The following is a 25,643-nucleotide window of genomic DNA, read 5'->3' as shown; positions in this document are numbered from 1 at the left end:
TCTTTATGGGTGGCTTTGCCTCCCGCCCCGGGATGATATCGGGATTCGGCCCCGATCTAGGCCGTTGGTTAACATTGTGGAATGATGGATTTCCCTGATATGTCACGGGCCAGGCGCCCCGGTTTTTGGTCCACCCTGCGCCAGGGCGCCAGGATGATGATGCGTGACGCCCGCGCCGGAGAGCTGCGCCTGCTGGTGCTGGCGCTGGTCGTGGCGGTGGCCGCGGTGACCAGCGTCGGCTTCCTGGCAGACCGGGTCGGACGGGCGCTGGAGCGCGACGCCGGGCAGATGCTGGGCGCCGACCTGGTGCTGGATGCCGACGAGCCGGTGCCCGCGGCCTTCATGGATCAGGCCCGGGAACGCGGCCTGACCGTGTCCAGCACATGGCAGTTTCCCTCCATGGTGGGCGCTGGCAACGGCGCACAACTGGCCGCATTGAAGGCCGTCGAGCCCGGTTATCCGCTGCGCGGCGCCTTGCGCGTGGCGGGCGCGCCGTTCGAGCCCGACGCCGCGACGCGCGATATTCCGCCCGAGGGCGCGGTCTGGGTGGATGGGCAATTGCTGTCGCTGCTGAACCTGAAAGTAGGCGACATGCTGAACGTGGGCGACGCCCATCTGCGGGTGGACCGCGTCATTACTTACGAACCGGACCGCGGCATGCAGTTCGTCAACGTGGCGCCGCGGGTGCTGCTGCGCGCCAGCGACCTGCCGGCCACCGGCCTGATCGCGCCGGGCAGCCGCATCGGCTATGCCATGCTGGTCGCGGGCCAGCCGGACGCCGTGGCCGGCTACTCGTCCTGGCTCAAGCAGAATTTGAAGCGCGGCCAGAAGGTCGCCACCCTGGAGTCCGGCCGTCCGGAAGTGCGCCGCACGCTGGACCGGGCGCAGCGTTTCCTGTCGCTGGTGGCGCTGCTGGCGGTGCTGATATCGGCGGTGGCCGTGGCCCTGGCGGCCGGCCGCTACATGACGCGCCACCGCGACGGCATTGCGGTCATGCGCTGCCTGGGCGCGGTGCAGTCGCAGGTGTCGCGCATGCTGACGCTGGAATTCACCCTGGTCGGCCTGTTCTCGTCGGCCGCGGGCTGCCTGCTGGGCTACGCGGTGCACCAGGTGCTGGTGATGCTGCTGGGCTCGCTCATCGATACCACCTTGCCCGCGCCCTCGGCCATACCGGCCTTGCAGGGACTGCTGACCGGCCTGCTGCTGTTGCTGGGCTTCGCCCTGCCGGCGCTGGCCCAGCTGCGCCACGTGCCGCCCGCCCGGGTGCTGCGGCGCGACGCCGACACGCTCAGCGCGCGCAGCGCCCTGGGCTATGTCCTGGGCGCTACGGGCTTCGCCCTGCTGATCTGGTGGTTCGCGGGCGACGCCAAGCTGGGCGGGGTGGTGGCGGGCGGCTTCCTGGGTGCGTTCGCCGTGTTTGCGCTGGTGGCTTGGCTCTGCATCCTGGGCCTGGCGCGCGTGCGCCGGCTGGCCGCCGGCTTGCCGGCGCTGCGCTTTGCGCTGGCTGGCGTGGTGCGCCGGCGCGCCGCCACCATTACCCAGGTCTGCGCGCTGGCGGTGGGCCTGATGGCGCTGCTGTTGCTGACCATGACGCGCACCGACCTGATCCAGGGCTGGCAGCGGACCCTGCCGCCAGACGCGCCCAACCGCTTCCTCATCAATGTGCAGCCGGACCAGCGCCAGGCCGTGACCGACGCGCTGACGCGCGAAGGCCTGGGCCGCATCGCGCTGGCGCCGATGGTGCGCGGGCGGCTGATCGCCATCAACGGCAAGCCGGTGGGGCCGGACGACTACGAGGAGCCCCGCGCCAAGCGCTTGGTGGACCGCGAGTTCAATCTGTCCTATGGCGACGAGCTGCCCTCGTCCAACCGCATCGAGCAGGGCCGCTGGCTGGAACCCGGCGCAGCCGAGGTGTCGCTGGAGTCCGGCCTGGCCAAGACGCTGGGCCTGGCGCTGGGCGACAAGATGACCTTCGACGTGGCGGGCCAGCAGGTCGAGGTGGCCGTTTCCAGCACCCGCCGGGTCGATTGGGATACGATGCGCGTCAATTTTTTCGCCATCCTGACCCCCGCCGCGCTGGCCGACATGCCCCAAAGCTGGATCACTTCCTTCTACTTGCCGCCCGAAAAGGCCTCGGTCCTGCCCGCGCTGGTGCGCGAGTTCCCGAACCTGACCGTGTTCGACGTGGGCGCCATCCTGCAGCAGCTGCAGTCCGTGCTGAACGAGGTGGGCAAGGCCGTGCAGTTGCTGTTCCTGTTCACCTTGGCGGCCGGCGTGCTGGTGCTGTCCGCGGCGCTGACCGCTACGCGCGACGAGCGCATGCGCGAAGCTGCCGTGCTGCGCGCGCTGGGCGCGACCCGCAGCCAGCTGGCGCGCTCCCAGCGCATCGAGCTATGGGCGGTGGGCGGCCTGGCCGGGCTGCTGGCGGCGGCCGGCGCCACGGCGATCGCTTGGGCTTTGTCAACGCAGGTCTTTGATTTCACCATTACTCTCAGCCTCTGGCCGTGGCTGGCGGGCATCGCTGCGGGCATGCTGGGCGCCTGGGCCGGCGGCGCTCTGGCCCTGCGCGGCGTGTTGCGCACGCCGCCCCTGGTCACCCTACGAGAAACCTGATGCCGACGCGCGTCCATACGATTACCGAACCCGTGGAAAATTCCAGCAGCATTTTTGACCTACTCGGCGGCGAGCCGGGCGTGCGCGCCCTGGTGGACCGCTTCTATGACCTGATGGACATGGAGCCCGACCTGAAAGAACTGCGGGCCGCCCATGGTCCCAGCCTGGACCAGGCGCGCGACAAGCTGTTCTGGTTTCTTTGCGGCTACTTCGGCGGTCCGGACCACTATATAGAACGCTTCGGCCATCCGCGGCTGCGCGCCCGGCATCTGCCGTTCTCGATCGGAGAGGTCGAGCGCGACCAGTGGGTCACCTGTATCGGCCGGGCCATGGAAGACCAGGGCATAGCGCCGGCCCTGGTGGATCGCCTGCTGCAGTCCTTCTACGGCGTGGCCGATTGGATGCGCAATCGTGAAGGCTGAAGACGATTCCCGGTCCGGCGAACGGCGCCAGGCCTGGTCCGGCCCGCTGGGCGGGGCCATGCTGAGCGATCCCTCGCGGCTGGCCGAGGCTGGCCCGGACCTGTTCAACCCTGCGCACTACGGCGAGCGGGCACGGCCGGTGGACGCCGGCGGGCGCCAGGCGGCCTGGTTCGTGCAGGGCGCAGGCTGGCAGGGCGTGCTGCGCCGCTACCGCCGCGGCGGGATGATCGCGCGCATCAGCCGCGACGCCTATCTCTGGAACGGCGAGGCCCGCACCCGCAGCTTCCGCGAATACCGCCTGCTGACCGCCATGCGCGCGCAGGGCCTGGCGGTGCCGGCGCCGCTGGCCGCCGCGTACTGGCGGCAGGGCCCGATCTACCGTGCCGCCATCGTGGTCGAGCGCATCCCCGGCGTGCGGCCCCTGGCCCAGATGCTGGCCGAACCGGTCTGGCAGGCGGCGGCCGAGGCTATCGTGCGCATGCACCGGGCCGGCGTCTGGCATGCCGACCTCAACGCCTTCAACATCCTGGTGGGCAGCGACGGCCGCGTCTGGCTGATCGATTTCGACCGCGGCACGCAAGGCGCCCTGTCGGACCGGCAGCGCGAGGCCAACCTGGAACGCCTGCGCCGCTCGCTGCGCAAGGTGGCGGGGGAAGAAGGCGAGCGCTTCTGGCTGCGCCTGCGCGACAGCTACTGGACGGCCTGGGGCGTGGGAATCCAGCCCTGATCCGGGCGCGGGCGGCCAATTGCCGCCATTGGGTCCAAATCGCGCCAATCAGCCGGCAAAGTTGGGCAGGTCATCGCTAAAAAGCTTTATCATTTCGCCTTTTGGTACTCCTGTCACATACGGCATAACGCAAGGGGGCTGGTGATGAAATTACGGGCGGGCATGCGCTGGGCGCTGGGGGCGATGCTGGTTACGGCGGCCTCTTCGGCTGCGGTGGCGCAGAACAAGGTCGTCAACGTCTACAACTGGGCCGAGTACACGGCTCCGGACACGATTCCCGGTTTTGAAAAGGAAACCGGCATCAAGGTCCGCTATGACGTCTACGACAGCAACGACACCCTGCAGGCCAAGTTGTTGGCCGGCAAGTCGGGCTATGACGTCGTTGTCCCGTCCACGCATTACGCCTCGCGCCAGATCGAAGCCGGCCTGTTCCAGAAGCTGGACAAGTCCAAGATCCCGAACTGGAAGTACCTGGATCCCGAAATCATGGCGCTGGTCGCCACCGTCGATCCCGGCAACGAGTACGCCATCCCCTGGGGCTACGGCACCAACGGCCTGGGCTACAACGTCACCAAGGTCAAGCAGATCATGGGCGATGGCGTGGACCTGGCCAACTGGGACATGATCTTCAAGCCCGAGAACGCCGCCAAGCTGAAAGAGTGCGGCATTTCGATGCTGGACGAGGCCGCCCAGGTGTTCCCGGCCGTGCTGAAGTACCTGGGCAAGGACCCCAACAGCACCAACGCGGACGACTACAAGGCCGCGCTGGAAGTGCTGATGAAGATCCGCCCGTACATCCGCCAGTTCAGTTCGTCCGGCTACATCGACGAGCTGGCCGTGGGTGACCTGTGCATGGTCTACGGCTTCTCCGGCGACGTGATGATCGCCCGCAAGCGCGCCCAGGACGCCAAGAAGGCGTATGAAGTGAACTACTTCATTCCCAAGGGCGGCGCGCCCGCCTGGTTCGACCTGATGGTCATCCCCAAGGATGCGCCGCATCCCGAAGAGGCGCTGGCCTTCATCAACTACATCGAAACGCCCAAGGTGCACGCGGCCATCACCAACACCATGTTCTACCCCAACGCCAACAAAGAGGCGCGGCAGTACGTGGTCAAGGACGTGGCCGACAACCCCATGATCTACCCGCCGGCGGAGGTCTCCAAGACCCTGTACGTGATCAAGGCGCTGCCCTTGAACATCCAACGCCTGCAAAACCGGATGTGGTCCGAGCTGAAGTCTGGAAGATAAGTCATCATGAGCGATAGCCGTTACTCGGCGCAGCATTCGGCCGATCCGGACGAGTTCGTCCGGATCTCCGATGTCGTAAAGATCTTCGGCGATGTGGTCGCCGTCCGTTCCGTCAATCTCTCGGTCAAGCGCAACGAGATCTTCGCCCTGCTCGGCAGCTCGGGCAGCGGCAAGTCGACCTTGCTGCGCATGCTGGCGGGCTTCGAGGAGTCCACCTCGGGCCAGATTTTCCTGGACGGCGAGGACATCACGCACGTGCCGCCATACCGCCGGCCCGTGAACATGATGTTCCAGTCCTACGCGCTGTTCCCGCACATGACGGTCGAGGCCAATGTGGCCTTCGGCCTGAAGCAGGAAGGCGTGGACCGGGCCGAGATCCATGATCGCGTGTTCGAAGCCCTGGACCTGGTCCAGATGGCCGGCTATTCGCGCCGCAAGCCCAACCAGTTGTCGGGCGGGCAGCAGCAGCGCGTGGCGCTGGCGCGCAGCCTGGTCAAGCGGCCCAAGCTGCTGCTGCTGGACGAACCCATGTCCGCGCTGGACAAGCAGATCCGCCAGAAGACCCAGATCGAACTGGTGAAGATCCTGGAGCAGGTCGGCGTGACCTGCATCATGGTCACGCACGACCAGGAAGAAGCCATGACCATGGCCCACCGCCTGGCCGTCATGACCGAAGGCCAGATCGTCCAATGCGGCACGCCGCAGGACGTCTACGCCTTTCCGAATTCCCGCTTCGTCGCCAGCTTTATCGGTTCGACCAATATGTTCACCGGGACCATCGTGGTCGATGAGCCCGATCACGTCGCCATCGAGTGCGGCGAACTGACCCGTCCGCTCTTCGTCAACCATGGCGTGAGCGAGCCGCTGGGCATGGAAGTGCACGTCTCCATCCGGCCTGAACGGCTGGTGGTGTCGCGCGAGCAGCCCGAGGCCGAATACAACTGGGCCCACGGCATGGTCAGCCACATGGCGTGGATGGGCAGCTACGCGCTCTATCAGATCCGCCTGGATTCCGGCAAGACGGTGGAGGCCAGCGTGCCCAGCCAGTTGCTGGTCCAGATGGATGCGCCCGGCATCGACGAAGAGATCTTCGTCAGCTGGGACGCCGACAGCGCCACGGTGCTGGCGTCATGATCCGCTTTTCGCCCCGCGACTGGTTGCCGTCGGGCCGGGCGCTGGCGGTGGTGCCGCCGTTCGCCTGGCTGGTGCTGTTCCTGCTGGTGCCGTTCCTGCTGGTCCTGAAGATCAGTTTCGCCGAGCTGAAGTTCGGCATTCCGCCGTATACCTCGCTGGCCGAATTCAAGGACGAGGCGGTGCAGTTCAGCCTGCACCTGCGCGGCTACATCCTGCTCTTCACGGACAGCCTGTACTTCGCCACTTACCTGAATTCGGTGAAGATAGCCGCCATCACCACGCTCTTCTGCGTGCTGATCGGCTATCCCATCGCCTACTACATCGCGCGTTCGTCGCCCGCGGTGCGCAACCTGCTGCTCTTGGGCGTGATCCTGCCGTTCTGGACTTCGCTGCTGCTGCGCGTGTACGCCTGGGTGGGCATCCTGCGCAACGACGGCCTGCTCAACAACCTGCTGCAGGGCCTGGGCATCATTTCCAGCCCGCTGGAAATCTACCGCACCGACGTCGCTGTCTATATCGGCATGGTCTACGCCTATCTGCCTTTCTTCATCCTGCCGCTGTACGCGACGCTGGTGAAGATGGACCTGCGCCTGCTGGAAGCCGCCTACGACCTGGGCGCCAAGCCCTGGCAGGCGTTCTGGCAGATCACCGTGCCGTTGTCGCGCCAGGGCGTGATCGCGGGCGCCATGCTGGTGTTCATCCCGGCAGTGGGCGAATACGTGATTCCGGAAATGCTGGGCGGCGCCAATACGCTCATGATGGGCCGCGTGATGTGGAATGAATTCTTCAACAACGCCGACTGGCCCATGGCCTCTGCCGTGACCTGCGTGATGGTGCTGTTGCTGCTGGTGCCGCTGGTGGTCTTCCAATACAACCAGGTCAAGCAGCAGGAGCAGGCGAGCGGAGGCCGCAAATGAACGGGCCCAACAAGACTTTGCGCGCCGTGGTGCTGGGGCTGGGGTACTTCTTCCTGTACGTGCCCATCATCAGCCTGATGGTGTTCTCGTTCAACGAGTCGCCCACCGTCACGTCCTGGACCGGCTTCTCGTTCCGCTGGTATCACTCGCTGTTCAACGACGACGCGCTGCTGCGCGCGGCCTGGCTGTCGTTCCGCATCGCCGCCATGACCGCCACCGCTGCGGTCATCATCGGCACCTGGGCCGGTTACGTGCTGGGCCGCATGGGGCGCTTCCGCGGCTTCGCGCTGTACGTGGGCATGCTCAGCGCGCCGCTGGTCATTCCCGAAGTGGTGCTGGGCATTTCCTTGCTGCTGATGTTCGTGGAACTGCGCGGCAGCCTGGGCTGGCCCGCGGAGAACGGCATCTTCACGATCTGGGTCGGCCACGTGACCCTGTGCATGGCCTTCGTCGCGGTCGTCATCCAGACGCGCATCCGTGACCTGGACCGTTCGCTGGAAGAGGCTGCGCTGGATCTGGGCGCCACGCCCATGACCGTGTTCTTCAAGATCACGCTGCCGCTGATCGCCCCGGCGCTCGCCTCGGCCTGGCTGCTGTCCTTCACCCTGTCGCTGGACGACGTGGTGCTGGCCTCGTTCCTGTCCGGCCCCAGCTCCAGCACGCTGCCTATGGAAGTCTTTTCGCGGGTGCGCCTGGGATTGAAACCCGAGATCAACGCGCTGGCGACCCTATTCATCCTGGCGGTCGGCACTTGCGTGATCCTGGCCAACCGCATGCAATGGCGCAAGGAGTCCGAATCCAAATGAAGCAAACCACCCTGTACGGCCTGACCAAATGCAGCACCTGCGTCAAGGCGCGCGACTGGCTCACCGCGCATGGCGTCGCCCACGCGTTCGTGGACTACCGCGACAACCCGGTGCCCGCGGCCACGCTGAAGTCCTGGGCGGACCAGGTCGGCGGCTGGGAAAAGCTGGTCAACCGCACGTCCATGACCTGGCGCAACTTGGCCGAAGATCGCAAGACGGCGCACACCGATGCCCAGTGGAGCCAATTGATCGCCGAGTACCCGGCGCTGGTGCGCCGCCCGGTTACGGTCACGCCCGATGGCGAGGTGAGCGTTGGCTTCAGCGAAAAACGCTACGGCGAACGGTTCGCCTGAGGCGCGGGCCCAGTCCGGCCAGGCGCCAGGCGCTGCCGGCCAGGCATTGCCCGACGCCTTTTTCGACCGCGACGCCTTGCAGCTGGCGCGCGAGCTGCCGGGCAAGGTCATCCGGCACCGCGTGGGCGGCCTGTGGCTGTCGGCCCGCATCATCGAGACCGAAGCCTATTACCTGGAAGAGAAGGGCAGCCATGCGTCGCTGGGGTACACGCACAAGCGACGGGCCCTGTTCATGGACGGCGGCACGGTCTACATGTACTACGCCCGTGGCGGCGATTCGCTGAACTTCAGCGCCGGCGGGCCGGGCAATGCCGTGCTGATCAAATCCGCCTATCCCTGGACGGACACGCTGTCCGGACCGCAGGCGCTGGCCCGCATGCTGCAGTTGAATCCGGATGCGCAGGGGCGGCCGCGGCCGGTCTCCGGCCTGTGCGCCGGCCAGACCCTGCTGTGCCGGGCGCTGGGCCTGAAAGTGCCGGACTGGGACGCGCGCCGTTTCGATCCGCAGGCACTGTATGTGGAGGATGTGGGGGAATCGCCCGAGGCCCTGATCTGCACCACGCGCCTGGGCATACCCCTGGGGCGGGACGAACATCTGCACTACCGCTTTGTCGACCCGGGCTACGCCGCCTTCTGCACGCGCAATCCGTTGCGCCGCGGACAGCGCGCCGGCCATGACTATGTCTGGGTGGACCGCCAGGGCGTGGTGCTGCGGCAGGCTCCGCAGCCGTAACTGACCTGCGCGGTCGCGGTCTGGGCGGGCGCTTCAGACAGTGCCGTTGGCGATGCGCTCGGCCAGGGCCGCGCGCATGCGCGCGTACTTGCGCTGGACGCGCCGGCTGTTCAGGCGCTTGCTCCAGGCATAGATCGGAATCAGGGGCAGTCCGCCGAAGCCGTCGATCAGGTACAGGCCCTGCTTGCCGTCTGCGTTCAGGCCGCAGGCGATATTGCTGGCGGAGACGTCGTGCAGGACCACGTGGGCGTCGGCCAGGTCCTGGAAGAATTCGTCCAGCTGCGCGCCTAGGGCATCGTCCAGCTTGCCCGCCCTGGCCAGGTCCGTCACGGTGGGAGCGATGTTGCCGTTGGCGTCGCGGATTTTCTCGACCACCAGGCCCAGGCCCAGGGTGGTTTGGGCAACGCCGAGTATGCGCGCCATGGGCACCTGCCATACGCCCGAGGGGCGGGTGGTGGTGGTGACGTATTCGTAGAGTTCGGTCAGGTAGACGCGGTACGCGCTTTCGCGCTGGTACTGCTTGTACCAGCGCTTGAACGGGCGGGCTTCCAGGTAAATCGCGCGGGCGCGCATGTCCATGACCTTGACGAGCAAGGACGGCATGTTGGGGTGCTGGAAGATGTGCCGGTCATGGCCGGAGGCGAGCGGCGTGGCGGCGTTCAGGTCCAGCGGCCCGAAGATGGACTGGAAAGACGCCGCGGGCGTACAGAGGGGGGGATCTGCGGGGTTCAAGAGGAGATCAAGCCTGTTTGGATGCTCCCAAGTTTAATCCTTGAGCCGGAGCATGAGTCCGCCAGATGCCGAATCTCGGTCGGATTTACCTGGGAAGACGTGGTCGGAGTCCTACAATCCCGGCTTTGGAGACGCATCTTTTGAACGACATTCATCTGCTTTGGATCGCCGCGGGCGGCGCTGTTCTGGCCTTTCTGGCGGCCTTGCTGGCCTGGCTGCGCCCGCCCGCAAGGGACGACCGGCTCGACGCGCTGCTGGAAAGCCTGGAGCGGACCGAGCGCGCGCTGCGTTCCGACATCGCGGAAGGCCAGCGCGGCCTGCGCAGCGAATTCGCGGACTCCACGCGCGCCCTGCGGGTGGAACTGTCGCAGTCGCATGGCGACTTGCGCGCCGGGCTGTCGCGCGATGCCCAGGCCGCGCGCGCGGAGTCGGCGGAATCCCTGGCGCGCTTCGCCGCAGGTTTCTCCGAGCAGTTGCAGGGCCTCATCCAGATCAACGAGCGGCGCCTGATGGAAGTGCGCGCCACGGTGGATCAGCGCCTGCAATCGTTGCAAACCGACAACAGCGCCAAGCTCGATGAAATGCGCCGCACCGTGGACGAAAAGCTCCACGCCACGCTGGAGCAGCGCCTGGGCGAGTCCTTCAAGCTGGTGTCGGACCGCCTGGAGGCCGTGCACAAGGGCCTGGGCGAAATGCAGGCGCTGGCTGCCGGCGTGGGCGACCTGAAACGGGTGCTGACCAACGTGAAGTCGCGCGGCACCTGGGGCGAAGTGCAACTGGCCAGGCTGATCGAGGACAACATGACGCCGGACCAGTACGCCAGCAATATCAAGCCCGTGCCGGGCAGCGACGCGGTGGTGGAGTTCGCCATCCGCCTGCCGGGACGCGGCGACGGCGGCGAACCTGTCTGGCTGCCGATCGACGCCAAGTTCCCCAAGGAAGAGTACGAGCGCCTCATGGACGCGCAGGAAGCCGCGGACACCGAAGGCGTGAAGAACGCCGGGGCTGCGCTGGGCCGTGCGGTCGAATTGCAGGCGCGCCTGATCGCCGGGAAGTACGTGGCGCCGCCGCACACCACCGACTTCGCCATCATGTTCCTGCCCACCGAAAGCCTGTATGCCGAGGTGTTGCGCCGCCCGGGCCTGCTGGACAAGCTGCACGACCTGCGCGTCAACGTGGCCGGCCCCAGCAACCTGGCGGCGTTGCTGAACAGCCTGCAGATGGGTTTCCGCACCTTGGCCATCGAGCAGCGCTCGTCCGAGGTCTGGCAGGTGCTGCGCGCGGTCAAGACGGAATTCGGCAAGTTCGGCGAATCCCTGGCCAGCGTCAAGAAGACGCTGGACACCGCCAGCAACAAGATCGGCCAGACGGAAGTCCGTACCCGCGCCATGCTCAAGAACTTGAAGGCCGTCGAGGCGCTGCCCGAAGCCGATGCCCGGCTCCTGCTGGGCGCGGTGGACGAGGGCGCTGCCGCGGACGACGAGGAAGACCAGGAGGGGCTGCAGGCCGCGGGCCCGAACTGATCCGGCCGAAACGGCATCGCAGGGGCGCGCGCTTGTTGCCCGCCGCGACTGCCGATATCCTGGCGCTAGCGGCGATCCGCCGTCGACACCTGGAGCATTGCAAGCATGAGCACCGCTGAACGCCATGATTCCTCCACCCTGGACGCGACGGCGCTGGGCGCCGATATCGCGCAAGGGGCCACCACTGCGCTTGCTGCGATGCAGCAGGCGGTGGACCGGGTGGCGGCCCGCAATCCCTCGATCAACGCCGCCTGCGGCCTGCAGGCGGAAATCGGCCTGCGGTTGGCGCAGTCGCTGGACGAGGATCTCGCCGGTATGTCGCAGGCGCAGCGCTCGGCGCAGCTGCAGGACCGTCCGTTCCTGGGCGTACCCACCTTGCTCAAGGACCTGGGCACCGCCGCGCTGGGCCTGCCCAGCGCCATGGGCTCGGTGCTTTATGGCCAGGTGGTATGGAATGTCGACGCCGAGATCGTCAAGCGCTACCGCCGCGCCGGCCTGATTCCGTTCGGCCGCACGACCAGCGCAGAGCTGGGCCTGAGTCCCACCACCGAATCCCCGGTCTACGGCCCGGCCACGCAGAATCCCTGGAAGACCGGCCACAGCGCGGGCGGATCCAGCGGCGGCGCGGGCGCGGCGCTGGCCAGCGGCATGGTGCGCATCGCCCATGGCAGCGATGGCGGCGGGTCGATCCGCATTCCTGCGTCCTGCTGCGGCGTGCTGGGCCTGAAGCCCTCGCGGGGCCTGATGCCGCTGGGCCCGCTGAAGGGAGAGGGCTGGGGCGGCCTGGCCACCGAACACATGATGACCCTGTCGGTGCGCGACTGCGCGGCGTCGCTGGACATCAGCGCTGGCGCCGACGTGGGCGCGCCTTATGCCGCGCCGGCGCTGCCCGCGGACTCCTACCGCGCCGTGGTGGCGCGCATCGCGGCCGATCCGCAGTCGGCCGCACGGCGCCGCATCGCCTTCGTCAACACGACCTACGAGGGCGAGGCCATCCATCCCGAAGTGGCGGCGACGGTGGACGAGGCCGTCCGCCTCTTTGCTTCGCTGGGCCATGAACTGGCGCCCGCCGCGCCGCCGGTGGGCTCCGAGGAGGTCTTGTCGCCCATGCTGCCGCTGATCGCAAGCGCGGCGGCCAATGCCATCGACGCCTTCGTGGCCGCGCGCGGCCGACGGCTGGCCGCCGATGAACTGCAGCCGACCACGCTGGGCGCGCGCGAATACGCCCGCGCGATCTCCGGCGCGCAATACGTGGCCTGCGTCGATACCTGCCACGAGATCACGCGCCGGGTCGGCCGCTTCCTGGAGCGCGACGGCGCGCAGGGCTATGACCTGTTCCTGAGCCCGGTGCTGGCGCAGCCGCCGGCGCCCATCGGCCGCTACGCCATGGACAATGCCGACTACCTGGCCTACCGTTTGGGCAAGAAGGGCGTCATCGGCTATTCGCCGTTTGCGCCTTTGGCCAACCTGACCGGCATGCCCGCCATCTCCATCCCTTTCGGCATGTCGTCCGACGGCCTGCCCATCGGCATCCAAGTCATGGGGCCGCTGGGCAGCGAGGCGATGCTGCTGGAACTGGCGGCGCAGGTCGAGGCGCTGCGGCCCTGGGCCCTGGTGGCGCCGATGGCCAGGTAGGGCGCAAGGGGCAGACCGCGCCGCGGGCCAGCGGCGCATCAATGGACCGATCCAGGGAGCCGCCATGTCATCGTTTGCGACGCACGCCGTATCCAACCAGGTGCCGCCCCTGGAGGACTACTCCCTGTACGAGACCGATCCGGCCTTGCGCGAGGCGGTGCGGCGCGAAGGCGCGCAAGCCTGGGTGTCAGACTTGGCGGCGCATGGCGCCTGGCTGGGCCGGGCGCAGACGCTGGAGGCCGGCGCCCAGGCCAACCGCTGCCCGCCGCGCCTGATCAGCTACGACCGCGGCGGCCACCGCATCGACCGCGTCGAATTCCACCCGTCATGGAATCTGCTGATGGGCGGCATCATGGCGCGCGGCCTGCACAGCCGCGCCTGGGCGCAGCCCGAGCCGGGCGCGCAGGTGGCGCGGGCAGCCGCCTATGTGATGCAGGGGCAGGTCGAGGCGGGCACCTTGTGTCCCACCACCATGACTTTCGCGGCGGTGCCGCTGCTGCAGCGCGAACCCCCAGGCGTGGTGGATTTCGGCGGGCAGTGGCTGAACGCCTTGTATTCCCGCGAGTTCGACGGCGCCGACGCGCCGCTGGCCGCCAAGCGCTCGGCCCTCATCGGCATGGGCCTGACCGAAAAGCAGGGCGGCTCCGACCTGCGCGCCGTCACCACGCGCGCCACGCCGGTGGGCGCGGCCGGCCGTGGACGCGCCTATCTGCTGGTCGGACACAAATGGTTTTTCTCGGTGCCGCAAGCCGACGCACACCTGGTGTTGGCGCAGACCGATGAAGGGCTCAGCTGCTTTTTCGTGCCGCGCTGGATACCGGACGGGCCGCGCAATGCGGTGCGCGTGCGCCGGCTGAAGGACAAGCTTGGCAATCGCAGCAATGCCAGCGCCGAGGTCGAATTCGAGGACGCCTGGGGCGTCATGGTGGGCGAACCGGGCCGCGGCCTGACGGTGCTGCTGGAGATGGCGGCCACCACGCGCCTGGATTGCGTGTTGGGCAGCGCGGCGCTGCTGCGGCAGGCGCTGGTGCAGTCGGTCCATCATGCGCGGCATCGGCGCGCCTTCGGTAAGCCCCTGATCGAGCAGCCCCTCATGCGCAACGTGCTGGCCGACCTGGCGCTCGAAAGCGAAGCGGCCATGGCGCTGGGCCTGCGGCTGGCGCGCGCGGTGGACGAACGCGCCGACGCCTCAGCGCGGGCCCTGGTCCGCGTGGGTACGCCCGCCGCCAAACTGTGGGTCTGCAAGCGCGCCATCGCCGCGGTGGCCGAATGCATGGAGGTCTGCGGCGGCAACGGCTACGTGGACGACGGTCCCATGCCCAGGCTTTACCGCGAAACGCCGGTCAACTCCATCTGGGAAGGTTCCGGCAACGTGATGGCGCTGGACGTGCTGCGGGCCTTGCAGCGCGAGGCCGCAGCGCTGCCTGCACTGGAGCGCGAGTTCGGGCAGGCGACGGGGCAGTACCAGGACTTCGACGACGCGCTGACGCGCTGGCGGGCCTTGTTGGCCGACGAGGCCCAGGCCGAGTTCCAGGCGCGCCGCATCGCTGCAGGTCTGGCGCGGCTGTGGCAGGCCGCCTTGCTGATCCAGCATGCGCCCGCGCCGGTGGCGCAAGCCTTCGCCGCCAGCCGCCTGAACACGCGCGGCGGCGTGTTCGGCGAACTCGCCGCCGGCACGGATGCCCAGGCGATCCTGGCGCGGGCGTGGCCCGCCGCCGCATGCTAAATTTCCTGGCTCGAGCAACCTTCCCGCATTTTTCGCCATGCTTTCCCAGCAAGAACTCAAGCAGCAAGCCGCCGACGCGGCCCTGGAATTCGTTGAACAGGTCGCCGGCCCGGACGCCATCATCGGCGTGGGCACGGGGTCCACGGCCGATCTCTTCATCGATGGCCTGGCCCGTTTCAAGGGCCGGATCGGCGGCACGGTGGCCAGCTCCGAGCGCAGCGCCGCCCGGCTGGCCGGGCATGGACTGAAGGTGCTGGACCTGAACGACATCACGACGATGCCGATCTATGTCGACGGCGCTGACGAGATCGACGCCAACCTGCACATGATCAAGGGCGGCGGCGGCGCGCTGACGCGCGAGAAGATCGTGGCCTCGGTGGCCGAGCGCTTCATCTGCATCGCCGACGAATCCAAGCTGGTGCAGACCATGGGCAAGTTCCCGCTGCCGGTCGAAGTCATTCCCATGGCCCGCGAGTCCGTGGCGCGCGCCCTGGCGGCGCTGGGCGGCCAGCCCAAGCTGCGCGAGGGATTCGTCACCGATAATGGCAACATCATCCTGGACGTGTCCGGCCTGTCCATCACCGACGCGCAGGGCCTCGAAGCCCGGGTCAACAACCTGGCGGGCGTGGTGACTTGCGGCCTGTTCGCGATCGCCGGCGCCGACGTGGCGCTGCTGGCCACGCAGAACGGCATCCGCCGCCTGGATCGCCGCGCCTGAGACCTGCCGCGGCTCCTGATCCGGCACCCCGGCCGCCTTGCCTTGCAGGCGCCCGGGGGCGCATTCATAATCCTGTCACACTTGGGTCATAACCTTGCGGGTTGTGCAGGCCCACCTTGTAATTTCCTTTTTTCAGGGCAGTGCAATGAGACCAACCACGCAGGGAGCCCGGATGTCGGAGCATACAAACAAGCAGTTCGATGCGGACCTCGAAAGCGTCCGTTCGCAGTTCCTGCAAATGGGCGGCTTGGTGGAAGCCATGATCCAGGAGGCCATCGACGCGCTCGCCAGCGGCGACATGTCCTTGGTCGACAAGGTTCGTGAGCGGGAAAAGGAAGTCAACCGCCACGAAGTCGAAATCGACGAAAGCATCAGCCGCATCCTGGCGCGCCACCAGCCCACCGCCATCGACCTGCGCATGCTGATGGCCGTGTCCAAGATGCTGACCGACATGGAGCGTTCCGGCGATGAAGCCGAGAAGGTCGCCACCGTCGCGCGCCGCATCCACGAAGCCGAACTGCGCCATATTCCGGTGATCGAACTGCGCCACATGGCCGCCGCTGTCCGCACCATGCTGCATCAGGCATTGGACGCGTTCGCCCGCCTGGATCCCATCCAGGCCGCGGCCGTCGTGCGCAGCGACAAGGAAGTGGACAAGGAATGGAAGGGCGCGCTGCGCCACCTGATCACCTACATGATCGAAGATCCGCGCACCATTTCGCGCGCCATCGACATGATCTTCATCGCGCGCGCGCTGGAACGCATCGGCGACCACGCCAAGAACATGTCCGAGCGCGTCATTTACATGGTCAAGGGTGCCGACGTGCGCCACACCGGCGTGAAGAACACCGAGCGCCTGGCGCGCGGCGAAGAAGAAGAGGGCACGGAAGAGTAATCATCGCTGTCGGACGCCCGGCGGGTTCTCGCCGGGCGTTTGGCGTCGAAGATTGCGTCGCGGCGCCGCCAGGCGCGAGGCGTCAGGCGCCTCGCGTCAGTCCAGCGGCAGCGCGGCCCCGGCTTGCAGGCGCGGGTCTGGCAGGCCGGGTTTGCCGGCGTCGATGCGGCCGGCCAGCCTGCGGCAGAAGGCCGGCATGGCGGGCGCGCTGATCTCCAGGTCGTACCACCCCTGGCAACCGCCATAGGCGAGTTCCAGCGCGCCGTCCGCCTGCACGTGCGCCATGGCGCACCAGCCGTCGCCTATGCGCGACTCCACTTTCACCGGCTGCGGCGCCTCGCCGCGATTGACGAGACGCAGGCTCAGGCCAGTCGCCGTCGGCGTGACTTGCGCCTCCAGTGCGCCGGCATCGCGCGCATCGCCGCGGAACTGCCGGTGCAGGCCGTCGGGACCCAACAGCCACAAGTCATAGGCGCCGCCATCGTGCAGGCGCCAGCCGTCGTCCAGCCGCGCGCCTGCGCCCACGGTATAGCGGCGCGGGGCAAGTTCCAGCGCGCGGCGGTCGTAGACATGCAGCACCGCGCCCGCGGCGCCGGGGTTGCGCAGGGTCAGCCGGTAGTGTCCGCCGTCGGCGGCCATCCTGCCCTGGATCTCCAGCGCATACGGCAGGGCGCAGGCCCGCCGCGGGCCTGAAGGGGCCGCGATATGGTCCCCGGCGAAATCGAAGGCCGAGGTCAGGTCGCCGGCGATCTCGCGCCGCCAAGCGCTGATATTGGGTTCGAGCACGCCGAAGCGCGCCTCCAGGAAGCGGATCACCGAGGTGTGGTCGAACACCTGGGAATTGACCCAGCCGCCGCGGCTCCAGGGCGAGACCGCCAGCATCGGCACGCGCGGCCCCAGGCCGAATCCGCGGCCGTGCAGGCCGGTGGGGTCGTCCGGCGTGGCGGCGCTGGGCCCGTGGCGCGCGTCATGGTATTCGCCGTCCAGCTCGACCGTGGACAGGCCACCCGACAGGCCGTCGGCTGCGCGGGCCGGCGGCGCGGGCGGCGGCATGTGGTCGAAGAAGCAGTCGTTCTCGTCGTAGGTGACGAAGAACACGCAGCGGCTCCAGACCTCGGGATTGCGGGTCAGGATGTCCAGCACGCGCTCCGTGTAGGCGCCGCCCCGGGCCGGCGACGAGACCTCGGGGTGTTCGGAATCGGCCGTGGGCGCAATGATCCACGACACCTGCGGTAGCGTGCCGTCGGCGACATCGCGGGCCAGTTGGTCCAGCGTGCAAGTGGACAGGCCGCGGTCGCGCAAGGGGGCGTCGCCGGCCGCGCCCGCATGCTGGCGCCGGTATTGCCGGAAGCCGGCCAGCGGGTTGTCGTGGTAGTTGTCCGCCATGTCCTGGTAGATGCGCCAATCCACGCCGGCGTCCTGCAGGCGCTCGGGATAGGTGGTCCAGGCGTAGCCTTCGCTGGCGGGGCCCGGGCGGTCAAACGTGTTGACCAGCGCCGGTCCTCCGGCCAGGCCTTGCGGATCATTGGTGCCGGTCCAGAGGAACAGGCGGTTGGGATTGGTGCCGGCGTGGATCGAGCAATGATAGGCGTCGCACAGGGTGAAGGCGTTTGCCAGCGCGGTCTGGAACGGCACCTCCGCGCTGCGATAGGCGCCCATGCCCAGCCGGCTCTTGGCGGGCAGCCATTGATCCATGCGGCCGTCGTTCCAGGCGCGCTGCGCGTCGTCCCAGGTATGCGGCGTGATGTAGCCCACCTGCGCATCGCTGGCGTATTCCGCCTGCAGGGCATACGGCCGAACCTGTGTTGCGCCGTCCGCCTGCGTCAGCACATTGCCGCTCAGCGTGGGGGCGGGATGCGGATCCGCGAATCCGCGCACGCCGGGCAAGGTGCCGAAATAGTGGTCGAAGGACCGGTTTTCCTGCATCAGGATCACCACGTGCCGCACGTCCTGCAGCGTACCCGTGCGGCGGTCGGGCCCGATGCCGAGCGCGCGTTCGATGGGCGAGGAGGGGGCGGCGGACGGGGACAGGCGCGATTCTTCTTTCATGACAGCGATGATACGGCCAGCGATGCTTGAATCTTAAGGCCGGCTTGGCGACGGGAGCCGGGGCCGGAAACGAACAGCCCCTCGCGGGCGAGGGGCTGGATCGGGTTGGCCGCCGCTAGCGGCGACCGGCGGAAAAGCACGGCCGGGTCAGGCCGAGGGCGGAACGTAGCCCTGCGCTTCGACGGTGCCGTCTTCGAACAGGAAGCGTTCCATCTGTTCTTTCAGATACTTGCGGGCGCGGGCGTCCGCCAGGTTCAGGCGGTTTTCATTGACCAGACGCGTCTGGATGCCCTTCCATTCTTCCCAAGCTTCCTTGGAAATGCTCTGCCAGATCTTGGTGCCGAGTTCGCCGGGATAGGGCGGAAAATCCAGCCCTTCGGCTTCACGCTTCAATTTCACACAGTTGACGATACGGGCCATGGTTCGCTGCCGGAAGAAATGAGTAATCCTGCATTTTAACGGGCTTGGCGACCTGATGGCGCCAAGCCCCTGCGGACCCTGCGGGTAGCCCGGGTGTTACAGCTTCTTGATGAAGACCAGGCTGTTGCGCGAGCGGTTGTAGTTGTTCTGCTTTTCGCGCGGCAGGTCGGCGATGCCGCCTTGCACGAAACCGCGCTTCATGAACCAGTGCGAGGTCCGCGTGGTCAGCACGAACAGGCGCTTGGCGCCGGTGGCGCGCGCGCGCGACTCCATGTGGCGCAGCAGGATTTCGCCTTCGCCCGAGCCCTGCCATTCCGGATGCACGATCAGGCAGGCCATTTCGGCCATCTGTTCTTCGGCAAAGGTATGCAGGGCCGCGCAGCCGTAGATGACGCCGTCGTGCTCCAGCACGGTGAAGTTTTCCACGTCGCGTTCGACCACGCTGCGCGGGCGCGGCACCAGGGTGCCGTCCGCTTCCAGCGGTTCGATCAGGCTGAGGATGGCGCCCACGTCGTCGATGGTGGCGGCGCGCAGGTCGTCCAGCGTGTCTTCCACCACCATGGTGCCCACGCCGTCGTGAGTGAAGATTTCCAGCAGCACGCTGCCGTCCAGCGCGAACGGCAGCAGGTGGGCGCGGGCCACGCCGCGCTTGACCGCCAGCGAGGCGTATTGCAGGAAGGAATGGGTTTCCTCGTCGAGTTCGCCGCCGGCCAGCAGGGCGTCGGCATCGACCCGGGCCAGTTCGGTGTCCAGCGTGCCGTCGTCGTTCAGCACGCCCTGCGAGCTGGACAGGAAGATCAGTTTTTCAGCGCGCAGCGCCACGGCGACGCTGGTGGCCAGGTCTTCCATGGCCAGGTTGAAGGCGTCGCCGGTAGGGGAGAAGCCCAGCGGCGACAGCAGCACCACGGACGAGCCCTTTTCGATGGCGAACTTGAGCGCGTCGATGTCGATCTTGCGCACTTGGCCGGTGTGCTTGTAGTCCACGCCGTCCAGCACGCCGGTAGGGCGGGCGGTGACGAAGTTGCCGGAGATCACGCGGATGTGGGCGTGCGACATGGGCGTGTTCGGCAACCCCTGGCTGAAGGCGGCCTCGATGTCCAGGCGGATTTCGCCGGCGGCCTCCTTGGCGCATTCCAGCGCCGCGGCGTCGGTGGGCGACAGGCCGCGGTCGAATTGCTGGGTGTAGCCCTTCAGGCGCAGCTGCTCGTTGACCTGCGGACGGGAGCCATGCACCAGCACCAGGCGGATGCCCAGCGAGGACAGCAGCGACAGATCCTGCACCAGCGCGTTCAGCGCGCCGGCCTGCACCAGTTCACCGCCGAATGCCACCACGAATGTCTTGCCTCGGAACGCATGCACATAAGGCGCCACTTCTCGGAACCATCGGACGAACTGGGCGGGTGCGAATTCTGGGGCTTCGAGGGCGGAGACGGTGTCTGGTTCCAGGTCGGGCATGATGGGCGGAAGGATTCCTGAGAGTCGGTCAAAACGCGGCGCAGTGCCGCGCCATGGCGCCGTCAGGCGACGGCGTGGCGAAATTATATGACCGTCGCGCCCCGGCGCAGGAGGAAAAGAGTGCCAATTTGGTGCCGGATTTTCCGGTTTGGCCCCGGCGCGCCGCCAGGGCGTCCGCGGAAATTTATAATGCCGGGCTAACCGGACAAATCGTACATGCCTGAATCCTCCAGCCCGCGTGCGCCCAAGAGCGCGGACGCGGCGGCCGCGGAAGCGCGGAATGCGCGCCGAGCGCCGCGTCCCGAGCGGCCCATCCCCGTGGTGACCTACCCCGAAGACCTGCCCGTCAGCGCGCGGCGCCAGGAGATCGCGCGCGCCATCGCCCGCCATCAGGTGGTGATCGTCAGCGGCGAGACCGGCTCGGGCAAGACCACCCAGCTGCCCAAGATCTGCCTGGAACTGGGCCGCGGCCGCCAGAAGATGATCGGCCATACCCAGCCGCGCCGACTGGCCGCGACCTCGGTGGCCAAGCGCATCGCCGAAGAACTGAACACGCCCATGGGCGAGGTAGTGGGCTACCAGGTGCGCTTCAACGACCGCACCGGCCCCAACGCGTCCATCAAGCTGATGACGGACGGCATCTTGCTGGCCGAGTCGCAACGCGATCCGCTCCTGCGCCGCTACGACACCATCATCATCGACGAGGCGCACGAGCGCAGCCTGAACATCGATTTCCTGCTGGGCTACCTGAAGCAGCTGCTGCCGCGGCGCCCGGACCTGAAGATCATCATCACCTCGGCCACCATCGACGCCGAGCGCTTCGCGCGCCACTTCGCCGCGTCCGAGGACAAGCTGGCGCCCGTCATCGAGGTGTCCGGCCGCTTGTACCCGGTCGAGGTCCGCTACCGCCCTGTGCGCGAGGAACTGGCGGAAGACGAGGCCGCTCCGGCCAAGCCTGGCCGCGACCGCGAGCGCATGTCGGGCGACGAGGAGCGCGACCTGATCGACGCCATCGTCGACGCGGTGGACGAATGCGCGCGCCACGGCCCGGGCGATGTGCTGGTGTTCCTGCCGGGCGAACGCGAGATTCGCGAATCGGCCGAGGCGCTGCGCAAGCGCCATCCGGCCGGCACCGAAGTGCTGCCGCTGTACGCGCGCCTGTCGCAGGCCGAGCAGGAGCAGATCTTCCATCCGCGCACCAATGCGCGGCGCATCGTGCTGGCCACCAACGTGGCGGAAACCTCGCTGACGGTGCCGGGTATCCGCTTCGTGGTCGACAGCGGGCTGGCGCGCATCAAGCGCTATTCCTGGCGCAACAAGGTCGAGCAGCTGCGCATCGAGCCGATCAGCCGCGCCTCGGCCAACCAGCGCGCCGGCCGCTGCGGCCGGGTCGGCCCGGGCGTCTGCATCCGGCTCTACGACGAACTGGACTTCAACAACCGCGCGCCGTTCACGGATCCGGAAGTGCTGCGCTCGTCGCTGGCCTCGGTCATCCTGCGGATGAAGTCGCTGAAGCTGGACGATATCGAGCAGTTCCCCTTCGTCGAGGCGCCTCCGGGCCGCGCGGTGGCCGACGGCTACCACCTGCTGCAGGAACTGGGTGCGATCGAGCTGGCGTCGGCTGCGGACGACGACGCCGACGCCTCCCGCACCGGCGCGTCCTTCGTGTTGACCCAGACGGGCCACGAACTGGCCAAGCTGCCGGTCGATCCGCGCATCGGCCGCATGATCCTGGCGGCGCGCGAGCACCAGTGCCTGTCCGAAATGTTGATCATCGCCTCGGCTCTGTCGGTGCAGGACGCGCGCGACCGCCCCATGCAGGAACGCGAGGCGGCCGAGGCGGCGCATGCCAAGTTCGCCGACGACAAGTCCGAATTCATTTCCTTCCTGAAGCTGTGGCGCTGGTATGGCGAGCAGGTGCAGCACAAGGCCTCGCAGCGCAAGCTGGTGGCCTTGCTGCGGCAGAACTTCCTGTCGCCGATCCGGCTGCGCGAATGGCATGACGTGCATACCCAGCTGGCCGCCCTGGTGGGCGAGCAGGGCTGGCGCCTGAACCAGACCGAGGCCACCTACGAGCAGTTGCACATGGCGCTGTTGTCGGGCCTCTTGGGCAATATCGGTTTCAAGAGCGACGAAGGCGGCCACTACCAGGGCGCGCGCGAGATCCGCTTCCATATCCACCCCGGCTCACGGCTGGTGAAGAAGGCGGGGCGCTGGATCGTCGCGGCCGAACTGGTCGAGACCACGCGCCTGTACGCGCGCTGCGTGGCGCGGATCGATCCGGTGTGGCTGGAAAAGGTCGGCGCGCACCTGATCCGCAAGAACTGGTCCGACCCGCGCTGGGAAAAGAAGGCGGGGCAGGTGGCGGCCAACGAGCGGGCCACGCTCTACGGGCTGACCATCTACACGGGCAGGCGCATCCACTACGGCCGGGTCAATCCGACCCACGCCCGCGAGCTGTTCATCCGCCAGGCCCTGGTGCCTGGCGAGATCGACACGCGGCTGGCGTTCGTGGCGCACAACCGCAAGCTGATCGCGGGCATCGAGAAGCTGGAACACCAAACCCGCCGCCCCGACATCCTGGTCGACGACGAGCTGATCCACGCCTTCTACGATCGTCAGTTGCCGGCCGACATCTCGCAGACGGCCTCGCTGGAAAAGTGGGTGTCGGGGCTGGACAAGGCCTCCGCCGCCAAGCTGATGCTGACGCGCGACGAGCTGATGCGACACGAGGCCGCGGGCGTCACGACCGATGTCTTCCCCAAGAAGGTGGAATGGCAGGGCGTGTCGATGGCGCTGGACTACCACTTCGAACCGGGTTCGCCGCGCGATGGCGTGACCCTGTCGGTGCCGCTGTTCGCGCTCAACCAGATCGATCCGGCGCGCTGCGAATGGCTGGTGCCCGGCATGCTCAAGGAGAAGGTGCATCTGCTCCTGAAGTCGCTGCCGCAGAAGCTGCGCCGCCATTGCGTGCCGCTGCCGGACTATGCGGCGGGCTTCTACGAGCGCTGGTTCGAGCGCCAGGCCGATCCGCAGCAGGGGCTGGTGGACGCGATCATCGCCGATATGTGGGACCAGGTGCAGGTCCGCCCGGCGGCGGGCGATTTCAAGCTGGAGACTTTGCCGGCCCACCTGTTCATGAATTTCCGGGTGGTGGACGAGCATGGCCGCATGCTGGCGGCCGGGCGCAACCTGGCGCAGCTGCGCGCCGAATTCGGCAAGCAGGCGCAGGCTACATTCCAGCAATTGGCGGCCAGCGACACCCAGGTCGCCCAGGCGCTGGCGCATGAGAACCTGACCTCCTGGTCCTTCGGTCCCTTGCCGGAGATCATGGAGATCAAGCGGCGCGGGCAGTCGGTGATCGGCTATCCGGCGCTGGTGGACCGCGGCGCGCATTGCGACCTGGACGTGTTCGACGATCCCGACGAAGCGCGCAAGCATCATCGGGCGGGCTTGCTCAAGCTGTTCCGGCTGGGCTTGCGCGAGCAGGTGAAGTTCCTGGAAAAGAACCTCACCGACCTGACCAAGATCAGCATGCTCTACATGACGCTGGGGACGCAGGAAGAGCTGCGCGACCAGATCATCGATTGCGCGCTGGGGCAGGCTTGCCTGGCCGAACCCTGGCCGGTGAACGAGCAGCAGTTCGAGGCCCGACGGGCCGAGGGCAAGGGCCGGCTGGGCCTCCTGGCGCAGGAAGTGGCGCGGCTGGCGGGGGCGGTGCTGACGGAGTGGGCGGCGGTGCAGCGCAAGCTGCCGCAGGCCAAGCCGCATGCGTCGGCCTATGCGGACTTGCAGGCGCAACTGGGGGCGCTGATGCCCAAGTGGTTCATCCGCGATACGCCGTATGCGCAGCTTGCGCATTTTCCGCGGTATCTGAAGGCGGTTCTGGCGCGTATCGACAAGCTGCGGGCGGATCCGGGCAGGGATGCCAAGCTGGTGGCGGAGATGGCGCCCTTGCTGACCCAGTATCAGCGGGCGCGGTCGGCGTTGAAGGGGGCGCCGGATCCGCGGCTGGATGAGTTCCGGTGGCTGCTGGAGGAGCTGCGGGTGGCGTTGTTTGCGCAGGAGTTGCGGACGCCTATGCCGGTTTCTGTCAAACGGTTGATGAAGAGTTGGGAGTCACTGAAGCGTTGATCGCTTTTGTGATTCTCTATATTTCTATTGTGGTTTATTGTCGGGCGGGTTCTTCGTAGGTCGCCCTTCGGCGCGGGCGGCGTGGCGGCTCGCGCCCACGATTGCGGTCCGGAGCGTTCGCTCCGGACTCCCCCTGCCTCATCCTCGTCCTCGCCTTCGGCGACTCCTTCGGATTCCGTTGGGCGCATCGAGGTTGCGAGCCGCCACGCCGCCCGCGCCGAAGGGCTACGTGCGTCTTGGGTCGTCGCGATGTAGAAGCTGGTTGGTGGGGCGGGTCTTGCGGGGCCCGCCATTTTCGGCCGCCCGGGCGGCCGGAAATGGCATACGCGGTGTCTTGCGTTGTGGCGGTGGACGCTCGCGCGATCTGGCTGAGGGGGCGCCCGGATTTTCCGGGCGCCTTTTCTTACAGGGCCAGGAAGCCCACGATGACCAGGGCGATCAGGCCGTACTTGGTGGCCTTGTAGACCGTGCGGTTCCAGGCCTTGAAGGCCTTGCGCTTCTGGTCGATGACCCAGTGGGCGTGGGTCAGCTTGTTGATGGCGCCGGTCTGGTCGCCGCCGTCGTTGGGGGAGCTGGCGGCGGACATGACGACGCGGCCGAACCAGCGGTTGAAGGCTTCGGCCCAGCGCCACTTCAGCGGACGCTCCACGTCGCAGAACAGGATGATGCGGTTCTCGTCGCTGTGGTTGTAGGCTTCGTGCACGTAGGTTTCGTCGAACACCACGCTTTCGCCGTCGCGCCAGCTGTAACGCTCGCCGTCGACGATGATGTGGCAGCGGTCATCGTTGGGAGTGACCAGGCCCAGGTGGTAGCGCAGGGATCCGGCAAACGGGTCGCGGTGCGGGTTCAATTGGCCACCGGGCGGCAGTTCGGCGAACATCGCGGCCTTGACCTTGGGCAGGGTCTTCAGGATGGCGACGGTCTTGGGGCAGAGTTCCTCGGCGGACGGGTGGCGGGCGTCGTACCACTTCAGGTAGAAGCGCTTCCAGCCGTACTTGAAGAAGGAGTTGAAGCCGATGTCGTTATGGGTGTCGGCGGCCTTGATGCGGCGCAGCTCGGCCATCTGCATGGCTTCCTCGCGGATCGTCTCCCAGTTGTCGTCCAGCACCTTGAGTTCGGCGATTTCGCTCGTGGTCAGGTAGGGCGTGGGCGGCACGCGCGATGCCAGCACCATGAAGGCGTTGATGGGGGCGAGCAGCACGGAGTGGTCGAGCAGTTGCCGGCCCAGCGGCAGCTTGACGCGGCCGCGGAAGTGCGCAAACAGGATGGCGCTTAGCCAGATCCCGGGAATTAGCCATTTCATAGGTGAATCTCGTGCGTAAATCTCATGTCAACAATGAAGGATGACGTGCAACGCGTATTGTTACACAGCCGCCTGCGGTGTCTCTTGCGCAAGCGCAGAG

20 protein-coding genes are annotated in these 25,643 nt (G+C 67.4%); 15 read left to right on the top strand and 5 right to left on the bottom strand.

Features of this window, described 5'->3' with window-relative positions:
• The first annotated feature begins 81 nt into the window (after window positions 1-81).
• The 9 genes from AC3WOB_RS07150 to AC3WOB_RS07110 all read left to right on the top strand — a co-directional run bounded on the left by AC3WOB_RS07150 (window position 82) and on the right by AC3WOB_RS07110 (window position 8,953).
• The gene (locus AC3WOB_RS07150) at window positions 82-2,613 is read left to right on the top strand and encodes an ABC transporter permease (protein ID WP_492274634.1); all 2,532 of its coding nucleotides are present in this window, start codon (window positions 82-84) and stop codon (window positions 2,611-2,613) included.
• Complete coding sequence (locus tag AC3WOB_RS07145) at window positions 2,613-3,035, top strand: group II truncated hemoglobin (RefSeq protein ID WP_207466443.1); 423 nt, start codon at window positions 2,613-2,615, stop codon at window positions 3,033-3,035. Before AC3WOB_RS07150 ends, AC3WOB_RS07145 begins: the two co-directional genes overlap by 1 nt.
• Window positions 3,036-3,093: 58 nt before the next feature.
• Window positions 3,094-3,762, top strand: coding sequence for a 3-deoxy-D-manno-octulosonic acid kinase (locus tag AC3WOB_RS07140; RefSeq protein WP_492274953.1), 669 nt, complete (start codon window positions 3,094-3,096; stop codon window positions 3,760-3,762).
• A gap of 144 nt (window positions 3,763-3,906) precedes the next feature.
• Entirely contained in the window at window positions 3,907-5,010 is a 1,104-nt protein-coding gene (locus tag AC3WOB_RS07135; RefSeq protein WP_492274633.1) for a polyamine ABC transporter substrate-binding protein, read from the top strand.
• A 6-nt stretch (window positions 5,011-5,016) separates the two neighbouring features.
• Window positions 5,017-6,144 carry an ABC transporter ATP-binding protein gene (locus tag AC3WOB_RS07130; protein ID WP_492274632.1) on the top strand — a complete coding sequence of 376 codons (1,128 nt, stop codon included), beginning with the start codon at window positions 5,017-5,019 and terminating at the stop codon, window positions 6,142-6,144.
• Window positions 6,141-7,061, top strand: a complete 921-nt coding sequence (locus AC3WOB_RS07125) for an ABC transporter permease subunit (protein WP_013392653.1) — start codon at window positions 6,141-6,143, stop codon at window positions 7,059-7,061. Before AC3WOB_RS07130 ends, AC3WOB_RS07125 begins: the two co-directional genes overlap by 4 nt.
• Window positions 7,058-7,867 (top strand): ABC transporter permease subunit, encoded by an 810-nt coding sequence (locus tag AC3WOB_RS07120; protein ID WP_013392654.1) that lies wholly within the window; start codon window positions 7,058-7,060, stop codon window positions 7,865-7,867. Before AC3WOB_RS07125 ends, AC3WOB_RS07120 begins: the two co-directional genes overlap by 4 nt.
• The gene (locus AC3WOB_RS07115; RefSeq protein ID WP_013392655.1) at window positions 7,864-8,220 is read left to right on the top strand and encodes a Spx/MgsR family RNA polymerase-binding regulatory protein; all 357 of its coding nucleotides are present in this window, start codon (window positions 7,864-7,866) and stop codon (window positions 8,218-8,220) included. The genes AC3WOB_RS07120 and AC3WOB_RS07115 overlap by 4 nt, the downstream gene beginning before the upstream one ends.
• A gap of 46 nt (window positions 8,221-8,266) precedes the next feature.
• Window positions 8,267-8,953, top strand: coding sequence for a DNA-3-methyladenine glycosylase (locus tag AC3WOB_RS07110; RefSeq protein ID WP_013392656.1), 687 nt, complete (start codon window positions 8,267-8,269; stop codon window positions 8,951-8,953).
• Between the two features lie 33 nt (window positions 8,954-8,986).
• Here AC3WOB_RS07110 and AC3WOB_RS07105 read toward each other — a convergent pair whose 3' ends face one another.
• Window positions 8,987-9,685, bottom strand: a complete 699-nt coding sequence (locus tag AC3WOB_RS07105) for a PhoP regulatory network YrbL family protein (RefSeq protein WP_013392657.1) — start codon at window positions 9,683-9,685, stop codon at window positions 8,987-8,989.
• Between the two features lie 140 nt (window positions 9,686-9,825).
• Here AC3WOB_RS07105 and AC3WOB_RS07100 point away from each other — a divergent pair, with 140 nt between their 5' ends.
• From AC3WOB_RS07100 to phoU, 5 genes are all read left to right on the top strand, one after another.
• Complete coding sequence (locus AC3WOB_RS07100; protein ID WP_013392658.1) at window positions 9,826-11,208, top strand: DNA recombination protein RmuC; 1,383 nt, start codon at window positions 9,826-9,828, stop codon at window positions 11,206-11,208.
• Window positions 11,209-11,313: 105 nt separating this feature from the next.
• Window positions 11,314-12,843 carry an amidase gene (locus AC3WOB_RS07095; protein ID WP_013392659.1) on the top strand — a complete coding sequence of 510 codons (1,530 nt, stop codon included), beginning with the start codon at window positions 11,314-11,316 and terminating at the stop codon, window positions 12,841-12,843.
• A 64-nt stretch (window positions 12,844-12,907) separates the two neighbouring features.
• On the top strand, window positions 12,908-14,569 hold the full coding sequence (locus AC3WOB_RS07090; protein ID WP_492274631.1) for an isovaleryl-CoA dehydrogenase: 1,662 nt from the start codon (window positions 12,908-12,910) through the stop codon (window positions 14,567-14,569).
• A 37-nt stretch (window positions 14,570-14,606) separates the two neighbouring features.
• Window positions 14,607-15,287, top strand: a complete 681-nt coding sequence (rpiA, locus tag AC3WOB_RS07085) for a ribose-5-phosphate isomerase RpiA (RefSeq protein ID WP_492274630.1) — start codon at window positions 14,607-14,609, stop codon at window positions 15,285-15,287.
• 172 nt (window positions 15,288-15,459) lie between these two features.
• A complete protein-coding gene (phoU, locus tag AC3WOB_RS07080; protein ID WP_013392662.1) occupies window positions 15,460-16,182 on the top strand; it encodes a phosphate signaling complex protein PhoU in 723 nt (240 codons plus the stop codon).
• 96 nt (window positions 16,183-16,278) lie between these two features.
• On the opposite strand, the gene AC3WOB_RS07075 is transcribed toward phoU, so the two are convergent.
• From AC3WOB_RS07075 to argA, 3 genes are all read right to left on the bottom strand, one after another.
• Window positions 16,279-18,231 carry a phosphocholine-specific phospholipase C gene (locus AC3WOB_RS07075; RefSeq protein WP_492274629.1) on the bottom strand — a complete coding sequence of 651 codons (1,953 nt, stop codon included), beginning with the start codon at window positions 18,229-18,231 and terminating at the stop codon, window positions 16,279-16,281.
• 147 nt (window positions 18,232-18,378) lie between these two features.
• A complete protein-coding gene (locus AC3WOB_RS07070; RefSeq protein WP_013392664.1) occupies window positions 18,379-18,651 on the bottom strand; it encodes an oxidative damage protection protein in 273 nt (90 codons plus the stop codon).
• A 96-nt stretch (window positions 18,652-18,747) separates the two neighbouring features.
• Window positions 18,748-20,106: an amino-acid N-acetyltransferase gene (gene argA, locus AC3WOB_RS07065; protein ID WP_492274628.1), complete on the bottom strand. Its 1,359-nt coding sequence runs from the start codon at window positions 20,104-20,106 to the stop codon at window positions 18,748-18,750.
• Window positions 20,107-20,322: 216 nt separating this feature from the next.
• On the opposite strand from argA, the gene hrpA reads away from it, so the two are divergent.
• A complete protein-coding gene (hrpA, locus tag AC3WOB_RS07060; RefSeq protein ID WP_492274627.1) occupies window positions 20,323-24,240 on the top strand; it encodes an ATP-dependent RNA helicase HrpA in 3,918 nt (1,305 codons plus the stop codon).
• Window positions 24,241-24,643: 403 nt separating this feature from the next.
• Here hrpA and lpxO read toward each other — a convergent pair whose 3' ends face one another.
• The gene (gene lpxO / locus AC3WOB_RS07055) at window positions 24,644-25,543 is read right to left on the bottom strand and encodes a lipid A hydroxylase LpxO (protein WP_492274626.1); all 900 of its coding nucleotides are present in this window, start codon (window positions 25,541-25,543) and stop codon (window positions 24,644-24,646) included.
• Window positions 25,544-25,643: the final 100 nt, after the last annotated feature.

Source organism: Achromobacter sp. FW305-C-30-7 (assembly GCF_058783105.1).
This window is presented reverse-complemented; position numbering and strand designations above follow the sequence as displayed.